The sequence below is a fragment of the Bradyrhizobium genosp. SA-3 genome, from assembly GCF_004212635.1.
Lineage (GTDB): Bacteria > Pseudomonadota > Alphaproteobacteria > Rhizobiales > Xanthobacteraceae > Bradyrhizobium.
Genome location: NZ_PSRT01000002.1, coordinates 103,875 through 125,941 on the forward strand (window position 1 = coordinate 103,875; position 22,067 = coordinate 125,941).

The 22,067-nt window shown below is 64.7% G+C and carries 20 protein-coding genes and 1 pseudogene; 11 read left to right on the forward strand and 10 right to left on the reverse strand.

What is annotated here, in order from left to right:
* Positions 1–16: 16 nt before the first annotated feature.
* Positions 17–934 carry an L-threonate dehydrogenase gene (ltnD, locus tag CWO91_RS01100; protein WP_130211880.1) on the reverse strand — a complete coding sequence of 306 codons (918 nt, stop codon included), beginning with the start codon at positions 932–934 and terminating at the stop codon, positions 17–19.
* A gap of 105 nt (positions 935–1,039) precedes the next feature.
* On the opposite strand from ltnD, the gene CWO91_RS01105 reads away from it, so the two are divergent.
* Together CWO91_RS01105 and CWO91_RS01110 are read left to right on the forward strand one after the other, a co-directional pair.
* On the forward strand, positions 1,040–1,714 hold the full coding sequence (locus CWO91_RS01105) for an aldolase (protein WP_165405164.1): 675 nt from the start codon (positions 1,040–1,042) through the stop codon (positions 1,712–1,714).
* Positions 1,715–1,915: 201 nt separating this feature from the next.
* Positions 1,916–2,359, forward strand: coding sequence for a hypothetical protein (locus CWO91_RS01110; RefSeq protein ID WP_245471085.1), 444 nt, complete (start codon positions 1,916–1,918; stop codon positions 2,357–2,359).
* A gap of 16 nt (positions 2,360–2,375) precedes the next feature.
* On the opposite strand, the gene CWO91_RS01115 is transcribed toward CWO91_RS01110, so the two are convergent.
* From CWO91_RS01115 to CWO91_RS01140, 6 genes are all read right to left on the reverse strand, one after another.
* On the reverse strand, positions 2,376–3,080 hold the full coding sequence (locus tag CWO91_RS01115) for an ABC transporter ATP-binding protein (protein ID WP_130211882.1): 705 nt from the start codon (positions 3,078–3,080) through the stop codon (positions 2,376–2,378).
* Entirely contained in the window at positions 3,064–3,795 is a 732-nt protein-coding gene (locus tag CWO91_RS01120) for an ABC transporter ATP-binding protein (protein ID WP_130211883.1), read from the reverse strand. The genes CWO91_RS01115 and CWO91_RS01120 overlap by 17 nt, the downstream gene beginning before the upstream one ends.
* Entirely contained in the window at positions 3,792–4,775 is a 984-nt protein-coding gene (locus tag CWO91_RS01125) for a branched-chain amino acid ABC transporter permease (protein ID WP_130211884.1), read from the reverse strand. The genes CWO91_RS01120 and CWO91_RS01125 overlap by 4 nt, the downstream gene beginning before the upstream one ends.
* Complete coding sequence (locus CWO91_RS01130) at positions 4,775–5,653, reverse strand: branched-chain amino acid ABC transporter permease (RefSeq protein ID WP_130211885.1); 879 nt, start codon at positions 5,651–5,653, stop codon at positions 4,775–4,777. Before CWO91_RS01130 ends, CWO91_RS01125 begins: the two co-directional genes overlap by 1 nt.
* Before the next feature lie 182 nt (positions 5,654–5,835).
* Complete coding sequence (locus tag CWO91_RS01135) at positions 5,836–7,080, reverse strand: ABC transporter substrate-binding protein (RefSeq protein WP_130211886.1); 1,245 nt, start codon at positions 7,078–7,080, stop codon at positions 5,836–5,838.
* Positions 7,081–7,169: 89 nt separating this feature from the next.
* Positions 7,170–7,985, reverse strand: a complete 816-nt coding sequence (locus CWO91_RS01140) for a putative hydro-lyase (RefSeq protein ID WP_130211887.1) — start codon at positions 7,983–7,985, stop codon at positions 7,170–7,172.
* 120 nt (positions 7,986–8,105) lie between these two features.
* Here CWO91_RS01140 and CWO91_RS01145 point away from each other — a divergent pair, with 120 nt between their 5' ends.
* From CWO91_RS01145 to CWO91_RS01160, 4 genes and pseudogenes are all read left to right on the forward strand, one after another.
* Positions 8,106–9,023 carry a LysR family transcriptional regulator gene (locus CWO91_RS01145; RefSeq protein ID WP_091895313.1) on the forward strand — a complete coding sequence of 306 codons (918 nt, stop codon included), beginning with the start codon at positions 8,106–8,108 and terminating at the stop codon, positions 9,021–9,023.
* 32 nt (positions 9,024–9,055) lie between these two features.
* Entirely contained in the window at positions 9,056–10,306 is a 1,251-nt protein-coding gene (locus CWO91_RS01150) for a Zn-dependent hydrolase (protein WP_130211888.1), read from the forward strand.
* 12 nt (positions 10,307–10,318) lie between these two features.
* A pseudogene (locus CWO91_RS01155) lies at positions 10,319–11,229 on the forward strand (NAD(P)-dependent oxidoreductase).
* 147 nt (positions 11,230–11,376) lie between these two features.
* On the forward strand, positions 11,377–12,450 hold the full coding sequence (locus CWO91_RS01160; RefSeq protein ID WP_130211889.1) for a malate/lactate/ureidoglycolate dehydrogenase: 1,074 nt from the start codon (positions 11,377–11,379) through the stop codon (positions 12,448–12,450).
* 154 nt (positions 12,451–12,604) lie between these two features.
* Here CWO91_RS01160 and CWO91_RS01165 read toward each other — a convergent pair whose 3' ends face one another.
* Positions 12,605–13,678 carry a tartrate dehydrogenase gene (locus tag CWO91_RS01165; protein ID WP_130211890.1) on the reverse strand — a complete coding sequence of 358 codons (1,074 nt, stop codon included), beginning with the start codon at positions 13,676–13,678 and terminating at the stop codon, positions 12,605–12,607.
* 155 nt (positions 13,679–13,833) lie between these two features.
* On the opposite strand from CWO91_RS01165, the gene CWO91_RS01170 reads away from it, so the two are divergent.
* Positions 13,834–14,610 (forward strand): SDR family oxidoreductase, encoded by a 777-nt coding sequence (locus CWO91_RS01170; RefSeq protein WP_130211891.1) that lies wholly within the window; start codon positions 13,834–13,836, stop codon positions 14,608–14,610.
* A gap of 147 nt (positions 14,611–14,757) precedes the next feature.
* On the forward strand, positions 14,758–16,176 hold the full coding sequence (locus CWO91_RS01175; protein WP_130211892.1) for an amidase: 1,419 nt from the start codon (positions 14,758–14,760) through the stop codon (positions 16,174–16,176).
* Positions 16,177–16,325: 149 nt separating this feature from the next.
* Here CWO91_RS01175 and CWO91_RS01180 read toward each other — a convergent pair whose 3' ends face one another.
* Positions 16,326–17,432 carry an amino acid ABC transporter permease gene (locus tag CWO91_RS01180; protein WP_130211893.1) on the reverse strand — a complete coding sequence of 369 codons (1,107 nt, stop codon included), beginning with the start codon at positions 17,430–17,432 and terminating at the stop codon, positions 16,326–16,328.
* Positions 17,433–17,434: 2 nt separating this feature from the next.
* Positions 17,435–18,622, reverse strand: coding sequence for an amino acid ABC transporter permease (locus CWO91_RS01185; protein WP_130211894.1), 1,188 nt, complete (start codon positions 18,620–18,622; stop codon positions 17,435–17,437).
* An 88-nt stretch (positions 18,623–18,710) separates the two neighbouring features.
* Between CWO91_RS01185 and CWO91_RS01190 the strand changes: the two genes are divergently transcribed.
* The 3 genes from CWO91_RS01190 to CWO91_RS01200 are packed head-to-tail and all read left to right on the forward strand — an operon-like array spanning position 18,711 to position 21,962.
* Positions 18,711–19,583: a MurR/RpiR family transcriptional regulator gene (locus CWO91_RS01190; RefSeq protein WP_130211895.1), complete on the forward strand. Its 873-nt coding sequence runs from the start codon at positions 18,711–18,713 to the stop codon at positions 19,581–19,583.
* A 3-nt stretch (positions 19,584–19,586) separates the two neighbouring features.
* Positions 19,587–20,936, forward strand: a complete 1,350-nt coding sequence (locus CWO91_RS01195; RefSeq protein WP_130211896.1) for an aspartate aminotransferase family protein — start codon at positions 19,587–19,589, stop codon at positions 20,934–20,936.
* A 12-nt stretch (positions 20,937–20,948) separates the two neighbouring features.
* Complete coding sequence (locus tag CWO91_RS01200) at positions 20,949–21,962, forward strand: amino acid ABC transporter substrate-binding protein (RefSeq protein WP_091895341.1); 1,014 nt, start codon at positions 20,949–20,951, stop codon at positions 21,960–21,962.
* Positions 21,963–22,067: the final 105 nt, after the last annotated feature.

Genomic DNA, 22,067 nt, shown 5'->3' on the forward strand with positions numbered 1-22,067 from the left:
CGGAGTCCTCTCAGTTCTACTTGTCGCCGGGCAGCTTGACGCCGGTGACCTGCGCATACATCCGCGCCACCGACGCGTCGTCGTCGCGGCCCATGCCGGCGGCTGATGTCATCAAGAACATCTGGAGGGCGGCGGCGGAGACCGGCACCGGGAATCTGGCGCTGCGCGCCATGTCCTGGATGATACCAAGGTCCTTCACGAAGATCTCGACCGCGCTACGCGGCGTGTAATCGCCGTCGAGCACATGCGGCATCCGGTTCTCGAACATCCACGAATTGCCGGCAGAGGCCGTGATCACCTCGTAGACCTTGCGGATGTCGAGGCCCTGCTTGGCCGCGAACGCCATCGCTTCCGAAGCCGCGGCGATGTGCACACCGGCGAGGAGCTGATTGATCATCTTGAAGGCCGCGCCCTGCCCTGCGGCCTCACCGAGCTCATAGAGCTTTGCGGCCATGGCGTCGAGCGCTGGCCGCGCCCTGGCAAAAGCGGCGGAGCTGCCGGAAGCGAGGATGGTCAGCTCGCCTTGCGCGGCGCGCTGCGCCCCACCGGAGATCGGAGCATCCAGATAATGCCGTCCGGTGGCCTCCAACTGCTTGGCAAGGCGCCGCGCGATATCCGGGTCCATGGTCGCCGAGGATATGAAGACGCTGCCCTTCGGCATAGTCTCGGCGGCGCCGTCCTTGCCGAACAGGATGGCTTCGGTCTGGGCGGCGTTGACGACGACACTGACGACGATATCGGCGTCCTTGGCCGCCTCGGCCGGCGTCTTTGCACCCGCTCCGCCGTCCTTCACGAAACGCGCCACCGCATCGTCCGAGACGTCGCAGCCGGTCACGGCATGGCCGGCGCGCTTCAGCGAGGTCGCCATGCCAAAGCCCATCGAGCCGAGCCCGATCACGGCAGTGCGCTGATTCTGTGACGTGGAGGCGGACATGCAACTAACCCTTGCGAACGTTTCCCGGACGGCCGCCCTTTTGCGACGGCTCGGCGCACCGATAACACGGCTTGGCCGCGCTGCCAAAGCGTGAGACAAGCAGGCATGACGGCCATGAACAACGAGACACGGCTGCGTGAGGATATCTGCCGCTTCGGGCGGTCGCTGTTCGAGCGCGGGCTGACGCCGGGCTCCTCCGGCAATATCAGCGTCAAGCTGGACGATGACGGCTGGCTGGTGACACCGACCAACGCCTCGCTCGGCTTCCTCGATCCGGCGCGGCTGTCGCGGCTGGATAGCCAGGGACGGCTGGTTTCGGGCGATGCGCCGACCAAGGAAGTTCCGCTCCACACCGCGCTCTACGACACGCGCGGGAGCGCGCGCGCGATCGTGCACCTGCATTCGACCCATTCGGTGGCACTCTCGATGCTGCCCGAGATCGACCCGCGCGCCGCGCTGCCGCCGATGACGGCCTATTATCTGATGAAATGCGGCGCCACCGCGCTCGTGCCCTATTACCGCCCCGGCGATCCTGCGGTGGCGGACGCAATCAAGGGACTGGCGGGGAAATATTCATCCGTGCTGCTCGCCAATCACGGCCCGGTGGTCGCCGGCGACACGCTGGAGGCCGCCGTGTTCGCGACGGAGGAGCTGGAGGAAACGGCCAAGCTGTACCTGCTGCTGCGCGGCATGAACCCGCGCTATCTGTCGCCGGAGCAGGTGGCCGATCTGGTGAAGGTGTTCGGGGTGACGCTGCCGGAGCATGGGGATGGGCATTAGCCCGGCTCTAACCCCGTCATTGCGAGCGTAGCGAAGCAATCCAGAATCCCTCCGCGGGAAGATTCTGGATTGCTTCGCTGCGCTCGCAATGACGGAGGATGTGGTGACGACAGTAGCCCGCATGAGCGGAGCGATATGCGGGACCAGCGGACCGGAATTGATTTGCATCACCGGGATCGCGAGCACATGATCCCCCTGTAATTGACTGAAGGAGTTGTTTCATCGATCGCTAGGAGAATTGTCATGGATTTCAAAATATCCTGCGCCCTCCTCTCTGCCGCCTGCTTTATTGCCCTGCCACTTTCCGCAAACGCCCAGACGTCCGCGCGCGGCGGCGTCCCCGATCTCAAGGTCGAGGCCAATTGCAAGGCAACTCAGGAGATCGACAAGTCGCTGACCGAGCCGCAGTCCTACGAGGCCTGCATGAGCGACGAGCAAACCGCACAGCAACAGCTCGGGTCCATCTGGACGACAACGCCGGAGACAATTCGCACCCAATGCTACGCCGAGGCCTCCGCCGGTGGCATCGAAAGCTATGTCGACCTTCTCTCCTGCATCCAGATGAATGGCTTCGGGCAACCCTCGGCACCCGCGTCAACGCTGCGCGGCGCAAGCAAGAACCGGAACAAGAAGCAATCAGGATAGGGATCGTAGCGAGCGGCTACAATCCGAGGTACGCCTTCCTCACATCCGGGTTGACCTTGATCTCCGCGGACGGACCCTGCATCAGCACGCGACCGGTCTGCAGGATGTAGGCGCGGTCGGCGATCTCGAGGCACTCGGCCATGCGCTGCTCGACGATCAGCACGGTCATGCCGGCGTCGCGGATGCGCTTCACCGCCTGAAAAATCTCGTCGACGAGCTTCGGCATGATGCCCTGCGAGGGTTCGTCCAGCATCAACAGCCGCGGGCGCGTCATCAGCGCGCGGCCGATCGCGAGCATCTGCTGCTCGCCGCCGCTTAGCGTCTCGGCGCGTTGCTCCAAGCGTTCGGACAGGCGGGGGAACAGATTGAAAACGAGATCCAGCGGCTCCTCACGGTTCGCCTCGCCGCGATAGAGATAGCTGCCGAGGCGGAGATTGTCGCGCACCGACAGGCGCGGAAACAGGCGGCGGTTCTCCGGCACATAGGCGATGCCGGTGGCGGTGATGTGGTGCTGCGCCATGCCGTCGAGGCGCTTGCCGTCGAACGTCACGGAGCCCGAACGCGGGCGCTCGGCGCCGGCGATGGATTTGAGCAGCGTCGACTTGCCCGCACCGTTGGCGCCGGCGACGCAAACGATCTCACCCTTCTGAACCTCGATCGAGACCGCGGAGATCGCGACCAGGCCCTGATAGGCCGTCGTGACTTCACGCACCGACAGCATGACGATCTCCCAGATATGCGCTGATCACCTTGGGATCGCGGACGACGTCGGAAGGCTTGCCCTCGACCAGCACCTTGCCGAGGTCGAGCACGATGGCGCGGTCGACCAGCGGCATCACGATCTCCATGACGTGCTCGACCATCAGCACGGTAACGCCGGCATCGCGCACCTTACGCACCAGCGCTACACCGGTCTGCGCCTCGGTCGGCGTGAGGCCGGTGAGGACCTCATCGAGCAGCAGCAGCTTCGGCTCGGTCGCGAGCGCACGCGCGACTTCGAGGCGGCGCTTCTCGGCCGGCACGAGGTCGCTTGCGAGCACGTCGGCTCGTGCGGCAAGGCCAGTGAACTCCAGCACCTCATGCGCCTTGCGGCGCGCCTCGCGCATCACCGTGTTGCGCACGAGAGCGCCGACGATGACGTTGTCGACAACAGTCATGGTCTCAAAGCTCTTGACCACCTGGAAAGTGCGGCCGATGCCGCGCTGGCAGCGCTCGGCCGCCGGCATATGAGTGACGTCCTCGCCGTCGAACCAGATCGAGCCTTGCGTCGGCGGCAGCACGCCGGCGATGAGGTTGAACAGCGTCGATTTGCCGGCACCGTTCGGGCCGATCAGGCCGACGATCTCGCCGCGGCCGACCGAGATCGAGACGTCGCTGTTGGCGACGAGGCCGCCGAAACGCTGCCAGACGCCACGGGTTTCAAGGAGCGCGGTCATCGCGTGGCTCCCTTCGCTTTTGAACGCGAGAACAGGCTCACCAGACCCTGCGGCAGCGCCAGCGAGATCAGCACGATCAGGGTGCCGTAGACGATGAGGTCGACGCCGCGCCCGGAACCGCCGATATAGGAGCGCGTCAGCTCCGTCATCGGGATCAGGATGGCGGCCCCTAACACCGGCCCCCAGAGGGTGCCGATGCCACCAAGCACGGCCGGCAGTGCCATCAGCAGCGAGAACTGGAAGCCCATCACGCTCTCGGGATCGATATAGGCGAGAAACTGCGCATAGAAGGCGCCGCCAATGGCGACGAGGAAGGCGGAGACGGCTGCCGCGCCCATCTTGGAGTTGAACACGACGACGCCGAGGCTTTCGGCCGCCTCCGGATTGTCTTTCACCGCACGCCACCAAAAGCCCCATTTGGAGTCCTCCAGCCACCAGGTGACGAACCAGGCGAGGCAGCAGAGCGCCAACGCGAAATAGAAGTATGGTAGCTTGGTGCGCAGGAATTGGAATTTCAGCCAGCTGTCACCGCGGATCGGAATCGTGATGCCCATCGCGGCTCCCGCCCACTCCCAGTTCTGGAACAGCAGCAGACCGATTTCAGCAATGACGATGGTCGCGATCACGAAGTAATGGCCGCGCAGGCGGAAGAAGGGATAGCCGAGCCCCATTGCGATCAGGGCGGCAATCACGCCGCCGCCGAGCATGCCGAACCAGGGCAGCACGCCGAACTTGGTGAACAAGAGCTCGGTGGTGTAGGCGCCGATGCCGAAATAGAGCGCGTGGCCCAGCGAGATCTGCCCGCAATAGCCGGAGAGGATGTTCCAGCTCTGCGACAGCGCCGCATACATCAAGGTCAGGATCAGGATATTCTGGACGTAAACGTCCTTGATGAACAGCGGCGCGAGCGCTGCGAGCCCCGCCAGCACCGCGGCGATGATGAGATCGCGGCGGCGCCGCGCGGCAAAATTCTTGTCCATCACATCGACCCGAACAGGCCACGCGGCCGGATGAAGACGACGAGCAGGTAGACGGCATAGATGCCGACCGATTTCAGCGACGGCGGCAGCACCAAGGCGGTGACCGCTTCGACGAGACCGACGATGATGCCGCCGGCAAAGGCCCCGAACACGCTGCCGAAGCCGCCGAGCGCCACCGTGACATAAGCGATCAGCGCAAAGGAGGCGCCGACATCGGGATAGATGTAGAAGAACACCGCCATGATCGCGCCGGCGAGACCGACCAGCGCGGCACCCAGGCCCCAGCCCAGCGCGAACACGCGGTTCTTGTCGATGCCAACCAGCGCGACCGCGCCGGGATCCTCACGCGTCGCTTCCAGCGCACGGCCGAAATCGGTGCGATGGATGAAGAAGTAGAGGCCAGCAAAGGCGAGAATCGAGACCAGCGCGCCGATCAGCTGCGGCTCCGGCAGGAAGATGCCGGCGACCGAGATGGTTTTCCCGCCGAGCCATGACTGCGGAATGCTGCGATAATCCGGCGTGAAGAAGAACTGCGCAAGTCCGCGCATCACGATGGCGAGGCCAAAAGTGGAGAAGATCTGCACCATGCCGGCATTGGCCTTGGCTCGCATGGCGAAGCGTACAATGAGCAGGTAGACCACCGCTCCGAACACGAACAGCGCCGCGGCGACCAGCGGCGCCGACAAAAGGGGGTCGATGGCGAAGAACGCGAACAGGAAGAACGACACGTACATCGCGATCATCAGGAACTCGCCATGGGCGAAGTTCACGACGTCCATCAGGCCGAAGATCAGCGCGAGGCCGACCGCGATCAGTCCGTAGAGCAGGCCCATGAGCAGGCCGCTCGCGAGACTCTGGATAATGGCTTGGGCTGTCACTGGTGTTGCGCCTCTGCTTCTGCGTTACTCCGATGTCGTCCTGGCGAAAGCCAGGACCCATAACCACGAATCCATCGATGGGATGAACGGCAACCGATCTTCGCAAAAACGCCGGCCTGTGGTTATGGGTCCCGGATCTGCGCTTCGCTTGTCCGGGACGACGTGGGGAGATATCTCGCCGCTTACTTCATCGGCCAGATCGCCTCGGCGATCGCGGCCTGCGGCGGGAAGATGGTGACGAACTTGCCGCCGACATATTGCAGCAGCACCGGGTCGGCGTCGTTGTTCTGGCCCGCCTCGTCGAACTTGACGCGCTTCCAGGGCATGATGGTCTGCTCGCCGGGGATGTCGGTCGCCGCCAGCGCGTCGCGGATCTTCTCGCCGTCGGTCGACTTGGCGCGGCTGATGGCGTCGGCGAGGATGATCAGGCCCATGAACTGGCGCGAGGTGAGGTCGTTGAAGTCCTTGCCGGACCGCGACTTGAACATCGCGTTGATCTTGCCGACCATCGGGCGCTTCTGCGCGAGGTCGAGCGAGAAGGTGCCGCGCGAGATCACGCCTTCGAGCTTGTCGCCGACGGCATCATAGAGCGCCTTCTCCGAGAAGCCGGCATCCTGCGCCACGATCGCGTTCGGCTTGTAGCCGAGCTCGGCCATGGTCTTGACCAGCAGGATGCCGTCGGTGGTGTAGCTCGAGGGCATCAGCACGTCGGCGTTGGCGGTCTTGAGCTGCTGCACCTCGGCCGACAATGACGGCGAGTTGGCGCGATACTTGATGTCGGTCACGATCTTGTAGCCGCGCTCGCCGGCGATCTTGGCCTGGGCGTTGCCGGAATCGGTGCCGAAGATGGTGTCCTCGTGGAACAGCGACAGCGTCTCGATCTTGGTGCCCTTCTTCTTCATGGAATCGAAGAAGTCGAACATCGCGGCCGAGTACATCTCGTCATGCGGGGCGGCGCGGAAGTAATATTTGAGACCGCGGCGATGCAGGCTCGGCGAGGAATTGTCAGCGGAGACGAACGGGATCTGGTAGCGCTCGCAGATCTGGCTGACGGTGACGGCGACCGCGCTCTGATAGGTGCCGATGATGGCGGCGACCTTCTCCTGCGTGATCAGACGCTCGGCCTCGGCGCGGCCCTTCTGCGGATCGGCCTGGTGGTCGGCGAACACGAGGCGCACCTTGGCGCCGCCGAGGCCCGGCAGGCCCTCGCCCTTCGCCAGCGGCAGGTCGAAATCGGTGTCCTTGTTGATCACTTCGAGCGCGGTCTCATAGGCTTTCTGGGCATCGACGCCCTGCTGCGCGCTGCCGCCGGAGAACGGATAGATCACGCCGATCACGACTTCCGAAGTCTGTGCGCGCGCCGCCAGCGGCACCAGCGCGGCTGTAGCGGTCGCTCCCAACAACACGTCGCGGCGAGAGATCGTCATGGCAAAGTCCCCTGTTACTGAATTTCGGCTGATCGAATGAAGTGATTGATGGATGCGGTAAAGCCCGAACAAGCAGCAAAGGCTGCCTACTAAATCACGGCCATGGTCCTGTTCTTGAGATCCGTCACCAGCATCAGCCCGGGCGAATGCGTGATCGCGAACGGCAGCTTCGCGGCGTTGATGACGGATTGCGGCGTCACGCCGCAGGCCCAGAACACCGGGATCTCGTCATCGGCAACCGGCACGGGATCGCCGTAGTCGGGCTTGGCAATGTCCTTGATGCCGATCAGATGCGGATGGCCGAGATGTACCGGCGCGCCGTGCACGGCGGGATAGCGCGAGGTAATCTGCACCGCGCGGATCGCATCCGCCGGCTTGAACGGACGCATCGACACCACCATCGGGCCGGCAAACGGTCCGGCCTCGCCGCAGGCGATGTTGGTGCGGTACATCGGCACGCGCACGTTCTTCTCGATGTGTCGGATCGGCATGCCCTCGTCGAGCAAGGCCTCTTCGAACGAGAAGGAGCAGCCGAGCACGAAGGTGACGAGATCGTCGCGCCAATACTTCGTCACGTCGGTCGGCTCGTCCACGACCTCGCCGTCGCGCCAGACGCGATAGCGCGGCACGTCGGTGCGGATGTCGAGATCGGCGCCGAGCGAAGGAATGTAAGGGCTGCCGACGTCGGACATCCCGATGATCGGGCACGGCTTGGGATTGAGCTGGCAGAAGCGGTGAAAGGCGCCGGCATATTCCGCCGGCAGGATCGCCAGATTGCCCTGAACGAATCCTGGGGCGACGCCGGCGGTGGAGGCGACCACCCCTTCACGATAGGCGAGCCGGGCCTTGCGGCTCGGGAGGGTGTCGGGCGTTTCAGTTTGCTGCGCTGCCACCAAAGCAGTCATGGGATCGACCTGCCTATAAACTCGACAAAGACAAGCCAACACCAAGCGTGCTATAAAGTCTAATCGTCGTTTCTAATCAATCTCGATAAATCTGATTTATCGACTGGGAAAATCCTTCCAATGCTGGACTTCAGGTCGATCGAGACATTTCTCTGGGTTGTGAAGCTCGGCAGCTTTCGGGGCGCCGCACAACGGCTCAACACCACGCAGCCGGCGATCTCCCAGCGCATCGCCCAGCTCGAGCGCGAGATGGGCGTGAAGCTCCTCAATCGCGATCATCGCGTCGCTTCGCCAACGCCGAGCGGCCGGCAGATGATGGTCTATGCGGAGAAGCTGATCGGCCTGCGTGCCGCGATGATGGCGGAGATCGGCGACCGCTCGGCCATGCGCGGCGTCATGCGCCTCGGTGTCGCCGAGACCATCGTGCACACTTGGCTGCCGCGCCTGGTGAAGAGCGTCAACGAGGTCTATCCGAACCTGTCGCTGGAGATCGAGGTCGACATCACGCCGAACCTCACCGCGCGCCTGCTCGCGCAGGAGATCGAGCTTGCGTTTGTGGTGGGACCGCTGTCCGCCTCCGGCGTGCACAACCGTGTGCTCGCCGATTATCCGATCGGCTTCCTCGCAAGCCCCTCGCTCGGCCTCGGCCAGGGTCCGGTGACGCCGGCGGAGCTCGCGCGATTTCCGATCATCACCTTCCCGCGCAAGACCAAGCCTTACGAGGTCGTGCGCGAGGTGTTCGACCGGCCTGAGCTGCCGCCGATCCGGCTGCACGCCTCCGCCTCGCTGGCCACCGTCATCCACATGGCGGTCGAAGGACTCGGCATCGCAGTGATCCCCGACGCCATCGTCGAGAACGAGCTTGCCGACGGGCGGCTGCAGCTGCTCGACACCGATCTCGCGATCGCGCCGCTGACCTTCACCGCGAGCTGGCTCGCCTCGCCCGACGTCGTGGCAGTCGAGCGCGTCGCCGAGCTGGCACGGCAAATTGCGCAGAGCAGCCTCGCGGTTGACGCGCCCGCGCTGGCGCGTCATTGAAAAAGGCGCCGGACAATTGAGAGACTGACCGCATGAGCCGAGCCGCCACCAACCTGCAGATCGATTCCGCCCGCCTCTGGGGCTCCATCCACGACACCGCGCAGTTCGGGGCGACGGCCAAGGGTGGCGTGCGGCGGCTGACGCTGAGCTCCGAGGACAAGCAAGTCCGCGACTGGTTCCGCAAGGCCTGCGAAGACGCGGGCCTGGAGGTGCATGTCGATGCGCTCGGCTCGATGTTCGGCCTGCGCAAGGGACGCGACATGTCGAAGCCGCCCGTCGGCATCGGCTCGCATCTCGACACGCAGCCGACCGGCGGCAAGTATGACGGCATTCTGGGAACGCTCGGCGCACTGGAAGTGATCCGCACGCTGAACGATGCCGGCATCGAAACCGAAGCGCCGATCTGCGTCGTCAACTGGACCAATGAGGAAGGCTCGCGCTTCGCACCGGCGATGATGGCCTCCGCGGCTTACGTCGGCGATTTCACCACCGATGACATTTTGTCGCGCAAGGACGCCGAGGGCACGACCGTCGGCCAGGCGCTCGACAGCATCAGCTATCGCGGCGACAAGCCGGTCGGTTTCCAGAAGCTCGGCTGCTTCGTCGAACTGCACATCGAGCAGGGCCCGATCCTGGAGGCCGAAGGCAAGACCATCGGCGTGGTCGATTCCGGTCAGGGCGTGCTGTGGTACGACGGCAAGATCAGCGGCTTCGAGAGCCATGCGGGATCGACCCCGATGCCGCTGCGGCGTGATGCGCTGGCAACACTGTCGGAGATCGTGCTGGCGATGGAAGCGATCGCGAAAAAGCATGGACCGAACGCGGTCGGCACCATCGGCGAGGCCGTGATCGCAAACCCCTCACGCAACGTCATTCCCGGCGAGATCGCCTTCACCATGGATTGCCGCAGCGCGGATGGCGCCATCATGGACGCGCTCGATCGCGATTTGCGCGCCGCGATTGCCGAGATCGCCGCGCGCCGCAAAGTCGAGGTCAAGATCGATCTGGTCTGGCGCAAGCCGCCGACGCACTTCGATCCCAAGCTCATTGCGGCGGTCGAGAACGCGGCGAAGACGCTCGGCTATTCGTCTCGCCGCATCACCTCCGGAGCTGGCCACGACGCTTGCAACCTCAACACCATCATGCCGGCGGCAATGGTGTTCGTGCCCTGCAAGGACGGCATCAGTCACAACGAGCTGGAGGACGCGACGCAGCCCGACTGTGCCGCGGGCACCAACGTGCTCATGCACACCGTGCTGGCGATCGCCGGCGTCGCATCCTGACCGGAGAGAGCTATGCGCGGAGTTTTCGTCGACGCCAATGAAACGCTTGCCCTGATCATGGAGCGGCTGGAGAAGCCAGGCGATCCCAAGGTCCGGATCCACAGGGACCCCGATATCAAGCCCGAGCAATATCCCGAGATCCTCGACGGCGCCGAGATCGCGATCGTCGATCACACCGCGCTGCCGACCGACGTCGCGAAGAAGTGCGCCGGGCTGAAGCACGTCTGTTCCTTGGCACCGGCGCGCGCAGCTACTTGAATCCGGAGGAACTGGCCGAACTCGGCATCTCCGTGCATCTGATCAAGGGCTACGGCGATACGGCGGTGGCGGAATCCGCGATCGCGCTGATGTGGGCCTCCGCCCGCGTCATCGCGATGATGGATCGCGAGATGCGCGGCGGCAACTGGCTGCGCGAGGACGGCATGCAGCTCACCGGCAAGACCCTCGGGCTGATCGGCTTCGGCGGCATCGCCGCGGAAGTTGCGCGCATTGCGTCCGGCAGCGGCATGAAGGTGATCGCCTGGAACCGTTCGCCGAAGAGCAATCCTGGGGTCGAGTTCACCGATCTCGACACCGTGCTGGCAAGGAGCGACGTCGTGTCGCTGCATCTGCTGCTCAACGACGAGACGCGCGGCATGATCACGCGCGAGAAGATCTTTGCGATGAAGCGCGGCGTCATCCTCATCAACACCGCTCGCGCCGCGATCGTCGACGAGGCTGCGATGATCGACGCGCTGAAGTCGGGCCACATCCGCCATGCCGGTCTCGACGTCTTCAACATCGAGCCGCTGCCCGGCGATCATCCGCTCACAAAATTGCCGAACGTGACATTGTCGGCGCATTCCGCCTTCCGCACGCCGGAAGCGAGCGAAAACCTGATTGAAGCGGCGTGGGAGCACTGCCGCCGAATCGTAAGTTCGTAGGGTGGGTTAGCCCTGCAGATGCGCAAAGCGCATCTGCTCGGCGTAACCCACCACTGTCTATTTCCGCTGGGACAGAAGAGGTGGGTTACGGCTTCGCCTAACCCACCCTACGCCCCGCCGGATCGTAAGAGGATAAGAGCAACAACAATGGCCGATTACCGCACCATCAAGGCAGAGCCGCTCACCAATGCCATCCGCGCCATCGTCAAGGCGGGTGGGTCTACCGACCGCGAAGCGGAGCTCGTGTCCACCAATCTCGTCGAGGCCAATCTTAGGGGACATGACTCCCACGGCGTCGGCATGATCCCGCGCTATGTCCAGAGCGTCACCAACGGCGGCCTCGCCGTGAACCAGCACGTCAAGATCGTGCTCGACACTGGTCCGCTCCTCACCCTCGACGGCCTCACCGGCTACGGCCAGGTGATCGGCCAAGAAGCGATGGAGCTGGCGGCCGAGCGCGCCAAGCGCAACGGCGTGTGTCTCGTCGGCCTCTCCAACTCGCACCACATCGGCCGCATCGGCCACTGGGCCGAGCAGTGCATCGATCACGGGCTGGTCTCGATCCACTTCGTCAACGTGATCTCGCGCCCGATCGTGGCGCCCTGGGGCGGCAGCGATGCGCGCCACGGCACCAACCCGTTCTGCGTCGGCATCCCGCGCAGGGACAAGGAGCCGATCGTGCTCGACTTCGCCACCAGCAGGATCGCGCAGGGCAAGACCCGCGTCGCCCACAACAAGGGCGTCGAGCTGGAGCCCGGCACCATCATCGACAATGAAGGCAAGCCAACGGTCGACCCGCGCTACACCGTGATCCCGCCGTACGGCGCCATCCTGCCGTTCGGCGAGCACAAGGGGTCGGGCCTCGCGTTGGTCTGCGAAATCCTCGGCGGCGCCCTCTCCGGCGGGCAGGTGGTCAAGGGCCCGTCCGACGGCAAGTACAACGTCCTCAACGGCATGCTCTCGATCGTCATCGATCCCAACAAGCTCGGCACCGCCGAAAACCTCGCACGTGAAGTCGAGAGCTTCGTCGCCTGGCACACCGGCTCGCCGCCTGCTCCCGGCGTCGATAAGGTCAGAATCGCCGGCGAGCCCGAGCGCGAGACCAAGAAGAAGCGCCTCGCCGAAGGCATACCGGTCGATCCGAACACCTGGCAGGAAATTCTGGATGCCGGGAAGCGGTTCGGGCTGGACCAGGCCGCGATCGAGAAGATCGTGGGCTGAACGCGACCTCAGTGTCGTCCCGGCGAAAGCCGGGACCCATAACCACAAAGCGCGGTTTGGCGAAGACTCGTGGTTACTAGCGAGTGCAGCAACTACTTCTTGTGGTTTATGGGTCCCGGCCTTCGCCGGGACGACCATGTGATTTGTAATCTGCCTAATCCACCATCTCCGCCACCGCCTTGCCGCAAGCGGTGGTGTCCGCGTTACCGCCAAGGTCCTTGGTCCGGAGCGTGCGTTCGGCGAGCGTGCGCTCGATCGCGTCGACGATCGACTTGCCGGCTTCCTTCTCGCCGAGATGTTCCAACATCATCGCGCCCGACCAGATCATGCCGATCGGGTTGGCGATGCCCTGCCCCGCGATGTCAGGCGCCGAGCCGTGCACCGGCTCGAACACCGAGGGGAAATCGCCCTCGGGATTGATGTTGCCTGACGGCGCGATGCCGATGGTGCCGGTGCAGGCCGGGCCGAGATCGGAGAGGATGTCGCCGAACAGATTGGAGCCGACCACGACGTCGAACCAATCCGGATGCAGCACGAAGTTCGCGGTCAGGATGTCGATGTGATACTTGTCCCACTTCACGCCTGGAAACTTCTTGGCCATCGCCTCCACGCGTTCGTCCCAATAGGGCATGGTGATGGAGATGCCGTTCGATTTCGTCGCCGAAGTCAGGTGCTTCTTCGGCCGCGACTGCGCGAGCTCGAAGGCGAACTTCAGGATGCGATCGACGCCGGTACGGGTCATCACCGTCTGCTGCGTCACGAACTCACGGTCAGTGTCCGGGAACATGCGGCCACCGACGGAGGAATATTCGCCTTCCGTGTTCTCGCGCACCACCCAGAAATCGATGTCGCCGGGCTTGCGGTTCGCCAGCGGCGACGGCACGCCGGGCATCAGCCGCACCGGGCGCAGGTTCACATACTGGTCGAACTCGCGACGAAACTTGATCAACGAGCCCCACAGCGAGACGTGGTCCGGAATCTTGGCCGGCCAACCGACCGCGCCGAAATAGATCGCATCGTGCTTGCCGATCTTTTCCTTCCAGTCATCCGGCATCATCTGGCCGTGCTTCTCGTAATAGTCCCAGGACGAGAAGTCGAAATGGTCGAACTGCAGGGACACCCCGTGCTTCTTCGCCGCCGCCTCCAGAACGCGCTGGCCCTCAGGCATCACTTCCTTGCCGATGCCGTCGCCGGGAATGACCGCGATCCGGTATTGTTTCTTGCTCATCGAGAACGTCCTTGGTTGGTTCGGCAGCCGCCGCCTCTTGATCGCACTGCAATGGACCAAACGCGGCGGCAGTGCAACGCTGCACTGCAATGTTGACCATGGCGCGACCGAGCGCCTACTGATTTGATCCTGTTCCTATCCTGCGAGCACCCTTCATGGATCTGCATCTGCGTGGCAAACGCGTCCTGATCACGGGCGCATCCAAGGGCATCGGCGCGGCCGCCGCCGAGGCGTTTGCCGAAGAAGGCGCGCATCTGCTGCTCGCCGCCCGCAACGGCGAGCAGCTCAAGACGCTGGCCGAGCGGCTGCGCTCCGCGCACCAGGTCGATGCCGCGACGAGCGTCGTCGATCTACGCCAGGCCGAGGACATCGCGCGGCTCGCCAAGGAAGCCGCGGACATCGACATCCTCGTCAACAACGCCGGCGACATCCCTGGCGGGTCCATCGACAAGATCGACGAGGCGACCTGGCGGCACGCCTGGGAATTGAAAGTGTTCGGCTACATCAACCTCACGCGGCAGATCTATGCGCAGATGAAGGCCAAGGGTGGCGGCGTGATCGTCAACGACATCGGTGCGGCCGGCGAGAAGTTCGATGCCAATTACATCTGCGGCAGCGCCGGCAATGCCGCGCTGATGGCCTTCACCCGCGCGCTCGGTGGAAAAAGTCTCGCCGACAACATCCGCGTGGTCGGCATCAATCCCGGCCCTGTCGGCACCGACCGTCACGTCACCCTGCTCAAGACGCGGGCTAAGCACCAGTTCGGTGACGAGACCCGCTACAAGGAATTCCAGAAGAGCCTGCCGCTCGGCCGCCCTGCACATGCGCGCGAGATTGGTGATCTCATGGCGTTCTTGGCGTCGGATCGCTCGGGCTATACGTCGGGGGTGATCTATACCGTCGATGGCGGCATCAGCGCCGGGTGGGGTTAGAATTCGGCGCTGGTTATGACCACGCTGCGCGCCGCACACACCGTCGAGCGCAGCGAAGCAATCCAGACCGCCACCGCGGTTGCATTCCTAGATTGCTTCGCTGCGCTCGCAATGACGACACCAAGAACGGGCATAGGAGTAAAATAATTGTCTCAAGAGCTGATCCGCGAAACCGCGTGCACCGTCGTCGACAAATTGCGGTCTGGCGACGTCTCGCCGCTCGAACTGCTGGACGTATTGGAAAAGCGCATCAGTGAAGTCGATGGCAAGGTCAACGCGCTGCCGACGCTGTGCTTCGATCGCGCCCGAGCTAACGCCAAGGCGCTGATGCAGAAGCCGGCCGGCGCGCGCGGGCTGCTCGCGGGCCTGCCGGTGCCGATCAAGGATCTGACCGACGTTGCGGGCGTGCTGAACACCCAGGGCTCGCCGATCTTCAAGGATAACGTCCCCGCGAAATCCGACCTCATGGTCGAGAACCTCGAAGCCAATGGCGCGGTCGTCTACGCCAAATCCAACACGCCGGAATTCGGCGCCGGCGCCAACACCTTCAACGAGGTGTTCGGTGCGACCCTCAATCCCTGGGATACTTCGAAATCTGCGGCCGGCTCCTCCGGCGGCGCGGCAGTGGCGCTGGCCACCGGCATGGCCTGGCTCGCGCAGGGCTCCGACATGGGCGGCAGCCTGCGCAGCCCGGCAAGCTTCTGCGGCATCGTCGGCATGCGGCCGAGCATCGGCCGCGTCGCGCATACGCCGAAGGCGGGCATCGACCGCAATCTCGGCGTGCAGGGGCCGATGGCCCGCAACGTCGAGGATCTCGCGCTGCTGCTGGATGCCATGAGCGGCGACTATGCCGCCGATCCGCTGTCGCTGCCGGCGCCTCTGACTTCTTTCCTGTCGGCTGCGCAGTCCGGCAAGAAGCCGAAGCGTATCGCCTATTCGCCCGATCTCGGCATCACGCCGGTCGATCCCGAAGTGAGGGCGATCACACGCAAGGCGGCTGAACGCTTCGCCGAGGCCGGCGTAACCGTCGAGGAGGCGCATCCGGACTGGCGCGAGGCGCATGAATGCTTCCACGTGCTGCGCGCTTTCGACTTCGCGATCAGCAAGGCGCAACTTCTCCGCACCAAGCGTGACCTGCTCAAGCCCGAAGTAATCTGGAACATCGAGGAGGGCCTCAAGCTCACGGTCGAGCAGCTCGAGCGTGCCGAGGCCCAGCGCGTCGGCATGACCGCGCGCGCCGTCGAGTTCTTCAGGACCTACGATCTCCTGCTGGTGCCGACCACGATCGTGCCGCCCTTCCCGGTCGAAAATCGCTATGTCGCCGAATGCGCGGGTAAGCGATTTGACAATTACGTCGAATGGCTCGGCATCGTCTACGCCATCACGCTCGCCTGCTGCCCATCACTGTCGCTGCCCTGCGGCTTCACGGCGTCTGGCCTGCCGATCGGCGTGCAGGTAGTCGGCGCACCGCGTGCGGATGCGCAAGTGATCGCAGGCGCGAAGGTGCTGGAGGATATATTGGGCCTGCGTGGCACGACGCCGATCGACCCGAAGGTAAAGAAGTAGCCTCTTTCGTGCCCCGGACGCAGCGCAGCGCTCCTTCAGCGGTGCGCTGCACAGTCGGGGCCCACCTCGCCGAGACCTCCCGTGCATCCCTGGGTCCCGGCCCTGCGGCGCAGCGCTGACGCGCCGCACCTGGTCCGGGACACGAGACCTCACCTCCCGCTCGTCGCCTCAAGACTCCGGCTGTAGCGCGACATCGCAAAGCAAAAGACAAAATAGATTGCGGCGACGAAGATATAGACCTCGACGGAAAACTGCTGCCAGGCGGGATCGATGATCGCGGTCTTCGCTGTCGTCAGCAAGTCGAAGATGCCGATGATCAGCACGAGACTGGTGTCCTTGAAGAAGGCGATGAAGGTGTTGACCAGCGGCGGGATGACGTGGCGGATCGCCTGCGGCAGGATGATCAGCCGGTTCTTGCGCCAGTAGGACAGCCCGAGCGCGTCGGCAGCCTCATATTGACCACGCGGCACGGCCTGAAGGCCACCGCGGATGACTTCGGCAAGGTAGGCGCCCGCAAACAGGATGATCGCGATCTGTGCGCGCAGGAGCTTGTCGATGTTGAACCCACTGGGCATGAACAGCGGAAACATCACGCTGGCCATGAACAAGAGGCTCACCAGCGGCACGCCGCGGATCAGCTCGACATAGATCACACTGAGCGAGCGGATCGCCGGCAGCTTTGAACGCCGGCCGAGCGCGACAAGGATGCCGAGCGGAAAGCCGAACGCCAATCCAAACGTCGCCAGGATCAGCGTCACCGGCAGTCCGCCCCAGCGCTCCTGCGAGACGAAAGAGAGCCCCAGCACTCCGCCCCACATCAGCACGCTGATCAGCGCGAGCGCACCGATCCAGAGGAAAACGAGCTCGCGCCGCCACAGGGCGCGGCGCGTCGAAAGATAGTACAGCGCAATGAACAGCACGACCGCCAATGCCGGCCGCCACTGCTCGTCGAACGGATAGGTGCCGAACAGGATGAAGCGGTACTTTTCAGGAATGACCGCCCAGCAGGCGCCGATGCCGCGCACCGCGCGGCAAGCGCTGGAATCATTCACCGGCGTAAGCCAGACAGCACTGGCGATGCCCCATTGCACGAAGCTGATCACGCCCTTCGCGAGCACCGCCAGCAGCACAATAGTGAGGATGCCGTTCGGGATCGACGAGAACAAGTTGGCGCGCAGCCAGCGCAGCATCGGATTACCAACTTGCGGGCGGCGAGCGGCCCGCGGCACATCCGGCATATCGCTGATCGCCGTCATCCTCAACGCTCCACCAGCGCGATGCGCGCATTGTACCAGTTCATGAAAAAGCTGATGCCGAGACTGATGGTCAGGAATACCGCCATGATCAACGCGATCGCCTCGATCGCCTGCCCTGTCTGGTTCAGCGTGGTGTTCGCGATCGAGACGACATCCTGGTAGCCGATCGCGACCGCAAGCGAGGAGTTTTTTGTCAGATTGAGATACTGGCTCGTCATCGGCGGCACGATGACGCGCAGCGCCTGCGGCAAGATGATCTGCCGCAGCATGAAGCTGCGGCGCAGGCCGAGTGCGTTGGCGGCGTCCCACTGTCCCCGCGGCACCGACTGGATGCCGCTGCGCACGATCTCGGCGATGAAGGCCGAGGTGTAGGTGACGAGCGCGATCAGCAGCGCGAAATATTCCGGCGCCAGCGTCAACCCGCCGACAAAGTTGAAGCCGCGCAGCTCGGGCCATTCGATGCGCCAGGATACGCCGAGCAGCACGGACACCAGCGCCGGCAACGCAATCATCAGCGCAACCGCAAAGGGCCAAGCCGGCCGCGGCTTGCCATCGCGCATCTGCTGCGCGACCAGCCATCGCCGGACGACATAGAACACCGCGCAACTCAGCACCGCGGCGCCGACGACCTCGAGCTGCGGCGGGCCGAACGGAATCGCCGGCAGGATCAGGCCACGATTGGAGAGGAACACACCCTCGACAGGTCGCCACGCGGCGCGTGCGGCCGGCAGCGCCTGCATCAACACGTACCAGAACAGGAGCTGAAGCAGAAGCGGGATATCGCGAAGCGTCTCGACATAGACCGCGGCGAGCCGTGACAGCAGCCAGTTCGCCGACAATCGCGAGATGCCGATCAGCGTGCCCAAGATCGTCGCGAGCACGATCCCGATCACGGCAACGCGCAAGGTGTTGGCGACGCCGACGACGAACGCCCAGAGATAGGTGTCTCTCGGACTATAGGCGAGCAGGCTGTCGGCGATCGGCATGCCGGCCTCGCGGCCGAGGAAGGCAAAACCGGTGGTGATGCGGCGGGCCGAGAGGTTCGTGACGGTGTTGGACCAGAGGAAGGCGATGACCGCAACCGCGATGCCGACGACCAGGACCTGCCAGAACAGACCCTTCAGCTCGCGGCGCCCGAAGGCGCCGAAGAAGCGGCGACGTGGCGGCGGTCTCGGCGCATCTGAAGTCACGGCACAAAAATCCTTCTCAAGGGGCAGCGATTTCCGGCAGCGCACGTCAACTGTTGCACCAAACTTCAATTCATGCAACAAATGTTTCATGGCCGAGCCCGCGAAATCCTCGCCGTTGAGCGAGCTGCGTATTGCATTGCCATCGCTCCCGATGCGCTTGCAGGAGGTCGGACGCTTCGTCGCCGCCAACGATTACGACGCCACCACCCGTTCGATGCGCGATCTCGCGGCGGAAGCCGGCGCCGATCCAGCCGCGTTCACGCGGCTTGCGAAGGCGATCGGCTATTCTGGCTGGGAGGAGTTGCGCGCGGCGCTGACGGAGGCGCGGCGGCCATCGCAGACCGCGCCCTTCTCCGGCCGCGCAAGAGGCCGTCGCCACGGGCCGAACGCCGATGTCGCGCTCGTCACCGACAAGCTCGAGGCCGAGGCCGCCGGCCTTCCGCGGATCCCGGCACACCCGATCGCGGAAGCCGCCCGCGCGCTGCACGAGGCCAAGCGGATCTGGATTGCCGGCTATCGAAGCTGCCGCAGCGTCGCGGAATTGCTGAACTACGAGTTGCGACTGTTTCGGCCCGAACAGGTCCAACTCGTCGGCGCTTCCGGGCCCGACGACCTCGATCTCGGCGCGTTCCGGTCCGGGGAAGCCGTTATCGTCGTCGGCTTCCTGCCCTACACGCATGCAAGCGTCCGCGTCGCACAGGCAGCCTATCGCGCCGGCGCGACACTGATCGCGATTGCGGATAGCCTCTCGGCACCAATGGCCGAGGGCGCCGACCACGTGCTGCTGTTCGAGGCGGCCTCCTCTCCAGGCTTCTTTCCGAGCCTCACCGGCGCGATTGCGATCGCGCAGTCGCTTGCGGCGGTCACGTTCTCGCTCGGTGGCGTGGCCGCGAAGAAGCGTCTGGAAAGTACCGAGGCGCGACTGGTTGCGACCTCCACTTACGTCCCAGAGAAAGGTTGACCCATGGCCGCTCGCACCAGTCGCGTGCTGCACCGCTCGTTGCGCGAAACGCCGCCCAAAGCGATCGGCGGCGAAGGCGTCTATCTCTTCGCCGAGGACGGCCGGCGCATCATCGACGCCTCCGGCGGCGCGGCGGTCTCCTGCCTCGGGCATCAGCACCCGCGCGTGATCGCGGCGATGGCGAAACAGGCCGCGACGCTTGCCTATGCCCATACGGCGTTCTTCTCCTCCGAGCCGGCCGAGGCGCTGGCCGAAGCGCTGGTCGGGCACGAGCCCGGCGGTCTCGCCTACGCCTATTTCGTCAGCGGCGGATCGGAGGCGATCGAGGCCAGCATCAAGCTCGCCCGGCAATATTTCATCGAGCTTGGCGAGCCGCAGCGGCAACACTTCATCGCGCGACGGCAGAGCTATCATGGCAACACGCTCGGTGCGCTGGCGGCCGGCGGCAATGCCTGGCGGCGCGCGCCCTATGCGCCGCTGCTCTCGGCGGCATTCAGCCATGTGACGCCGGCCTTCGCCTATCACGAGAAGCGCGAGGACGAGTCGGATGCGCAGTTCGTCGCGCGGCTTGCCGCCGAGCTCGAGGCCGAGTTTCAGCGGCTTGGCCCCGATAGCGTCGCGGCGTTCCTTGCCGAGCCCGTCGTCGGCGCCACCGCCGGCGCCGTGACTGCGCCCGACGGCTACTTCAAGGCCATGCGCGAGATCTGCGACCGGCACGGCGCGCTGCTGATCCTCGACGAGGTCATGTGCGGCATGGGCCGCACCGGCACAACGCACGCCTGGGAGCAGGAAGGTGTCGCGCCCGACATCCAGGCGATCGCGAAGGGTCTCGGCGGCGGCTATCAGCCGATCGGCGCGATGCTCGCGAGCGGCAAGATCGTCGACACGATCCGCGCCGGCTCCGGCGCGTTCCAGCACGGTCACACCTATCTGGCGCATCCCCTCGCCTGCGCAGCCGCGCTCGCGGTGCAAAACGTGATCCGCGAGGACCGCCTGCTCGATCAGGTCAGGGAGCGCGGGCGGCAACTCGAGCAACGGCTGACCGAACGCTTCGGCAATCACCGCCACGTCGGCGACATCAGGGGCCGCGGGCTGTTCTGGGCCATCGAGCTCGTCGCTGATCGCGCCAGCCGCACCTCGTTCGATCCGGCGCTCAAGCTGCACCAGAAGATCAAGGCGGAGGCGCTCGCCAACGGGCTCGGCTGCTATCCCGGCGGCGGCACCGTGGATGGGGTGCGCGGCGACCACGTGCTGCTGGCGCCGCCCTATATCGCTTCCGCGGACGAGATCGACCTGATCGTCGACAGGCTCGGCACGGCCGTCGACAACGTGTTGCGTAGTGTCAATCACTGAGGGGAGACTAGCATGATGAGGAAAGTGGTTATCGCAGCGGGCGTGCTCGCAGCATCGACGGTCGTCGCTTCGGCGGCGACGCTCGACACCGTGAAGAGCCGCGGCACGCTGGTGTGCGGCGTCAGCGCCGGCTTTGCCGGCTTCTCCGCGCCGGATTCGCAAGGCAACTACAAGGGTCTCGACGTCGACTATTGCCGCGCCCTCGCGGCTGGCGTGCTCGGTGATCCCAACAAGGTGCGTTACGTCTCGCTGACCGCGCAGAACCGCTTCACCGCGCTGCAATCGGGCGAGATCGACGTGCTCTACCGCAATTCGACCCAGACATACTTGCGCGGCGTAACACTGGGCCTGCGGCAGGGTCCGATCAACTTCTACGACGGCCAGGGTTTTGTCGTGAAGAAGGACCTCGGCGTGAAGGAGCTGAAGGACCTCAAGGGCGCCACCGTCTGCGTGGCTCAAGGCACCACGCACGAGGTCACGCTGGGCGACTACGGCCGTGCCAACGGTATCGACTGGAAGCCGCTGGTGTTCGACCGCATCGACACCATGTACCAGACCTTCTTCGGCGGCCGCTGCGATGCCATGACCCAGGACGCCTCTGCGCTCGCGGGTGCCGTGACGACCGCGGCGCCGAACCCGGCCGACTACGTCGTGCTGTCGCAGACCATCAGCAAGGAGCCACTCGGCCCCTTCACCCGCAACGGCGACGAGGTCTGGAGCGACATCATCACCTGGCTGCATTACGGTCTGATCGAGGCCGAAGAACTCGGCGTCACCCAAGCCAATGTCGACGAGATGGCGAAGTCGCAGACGCCTGCGATCCAGCGGCTCCTCGGTGCCTCCGGCGACCTCGGCTCGCGGCTTGGGCTCGACAACAAATGGCTGGTCACGGCGATCAAGGCCACCGGCAATTATGGCGAGATCTATGAGCGCAACGTCGGCAAGGCCAGCACGCTCAAGCTCGATCGCGGCCTCAACGGCCTCTGGAGCAAGGGCGGCTTGATGTACGCGCTGCCGTTCAAGTAGACGGTGCTTCACCTCTCCCCGCCTGCGGGGAGAGGTCGACCGCGCAGCGGTCCGGGTGAGGGGGAGCTTCCGCGCGTCCAACTCTCACCGTCCCCGCGGAGACTC

Bases quoted from the DNA above. Each gene is read 5' to 3' on its own strand.
- ltnD (WP_130211880.1), bottom strand. From the start codon at position 934: ATGTCCGCCTCCACGTCACAGAATCAGCGCACTGCCGTGATCGGGCTC.
- CWO91_RS01105 (WP_165405164.1), top strand. From the start codon at position 1,040: ATGACGGCCATGAACAACGAGACACGGCTGCGTGAGGATATCTGCCGC.
- CWO91_RS01115 (WP_130211882.1), bottom strand. From the start codon at position 3,080: ATGCTGTCGGTGCGTGAAGTCACGACGGCCTATCAGGGCCTGGTCGCG.
- CWO91_RS01120 (WP_130211883.1), bottom strand. From the start codon at position 3,795: ATGACCGCGCTCCTTGAAACCCGTGGCGTCTGGCAGCGTTTCGGCGGC.
- CWO91_RS01125 (WP_130211884.1), bottom strand. From the start codon at position 4,775: ATGGACAAGAATTTTGCCGCGCGGCGCCGCCGCGATCTCATCATCGCC.
- CWO91_RS01135 (WP_130211886.1), bottom strand. From the start codon at position 7,080: ATGACGATCTCTCGCCGCGACGTGTTGTTGGGAGCGACCGCTACAGCC.
- CWO91_RS01140 (WP_130211887.1), bottom strand. From the start codon at position 7,985: ATGACTGCTTTGGTGGCAGCGCAGCAAACTGAAACGCCCGACACCCTC.
- CWO91_RS01145 (WP_091895313.1), top strand. From the start codon at position 8,106: ATGCTGGACTTCAGGTCGATCGAGACATTTCTCTGGGTTGTGAAGCTC.
- CWO91_RS01150 (WP_130211888.1), top strand. From the start codon at position 9,056: ATGAGCCGAGCCGCCACCAACCTGCAGATCGATTCCGCCCGCCTCTGG.
- CWO91_RS01160 (WP_130211889.1), top strand. From the start codon at position 11,377: ATGGCCGATTACCGCACCATCAAGGCAGAGCCGCTCACCAATGCCATC.
- CWO91_RS01165 (WP_130211890.1), bottom strand. From the start codon at position 13,678: ATGAGCAAGAAACAATACCGGATCGCGGTCATTCCCGGCGACGGCATC.
- CWO91_RS01170 (WP_130211891.1), top strand. From the start codon at position 13,834: ATGGATCTGCATCTGCGTGGCAAACGCGTCCTGATCACGGGCGCATCC.
- CWO91_RS01180 (WP_130211893.1), bottom strand. From the start codon at position 17,432: ATGACGGCGATCAGCGATATGCCGGATGTGCCGCGGGCCGCTCGCCGC.
- CWO91_RS01190 (WP_130211895.1), top strand. From the start codon at position 18,711: ATGGCCGAGCCCGCGAAATCCTCGCCGTTGAGCGAGCTGCGTATTGCA.
- CWO91_RS01195 (WP_130211896.1), top strand. From the start codon at position 19,587: ATGGCCGCTCGCACCAGTCGCGTGCTGCACCGCTCGTTGCGCGAAACG.
- CWO91_RS01200 (WP_091895341.1), top strand. From the start codon at position 20,949: ATGATGAGGAAAGTGGTTATCGCAGCGGGCGTGCTCGCAGCATCGACG.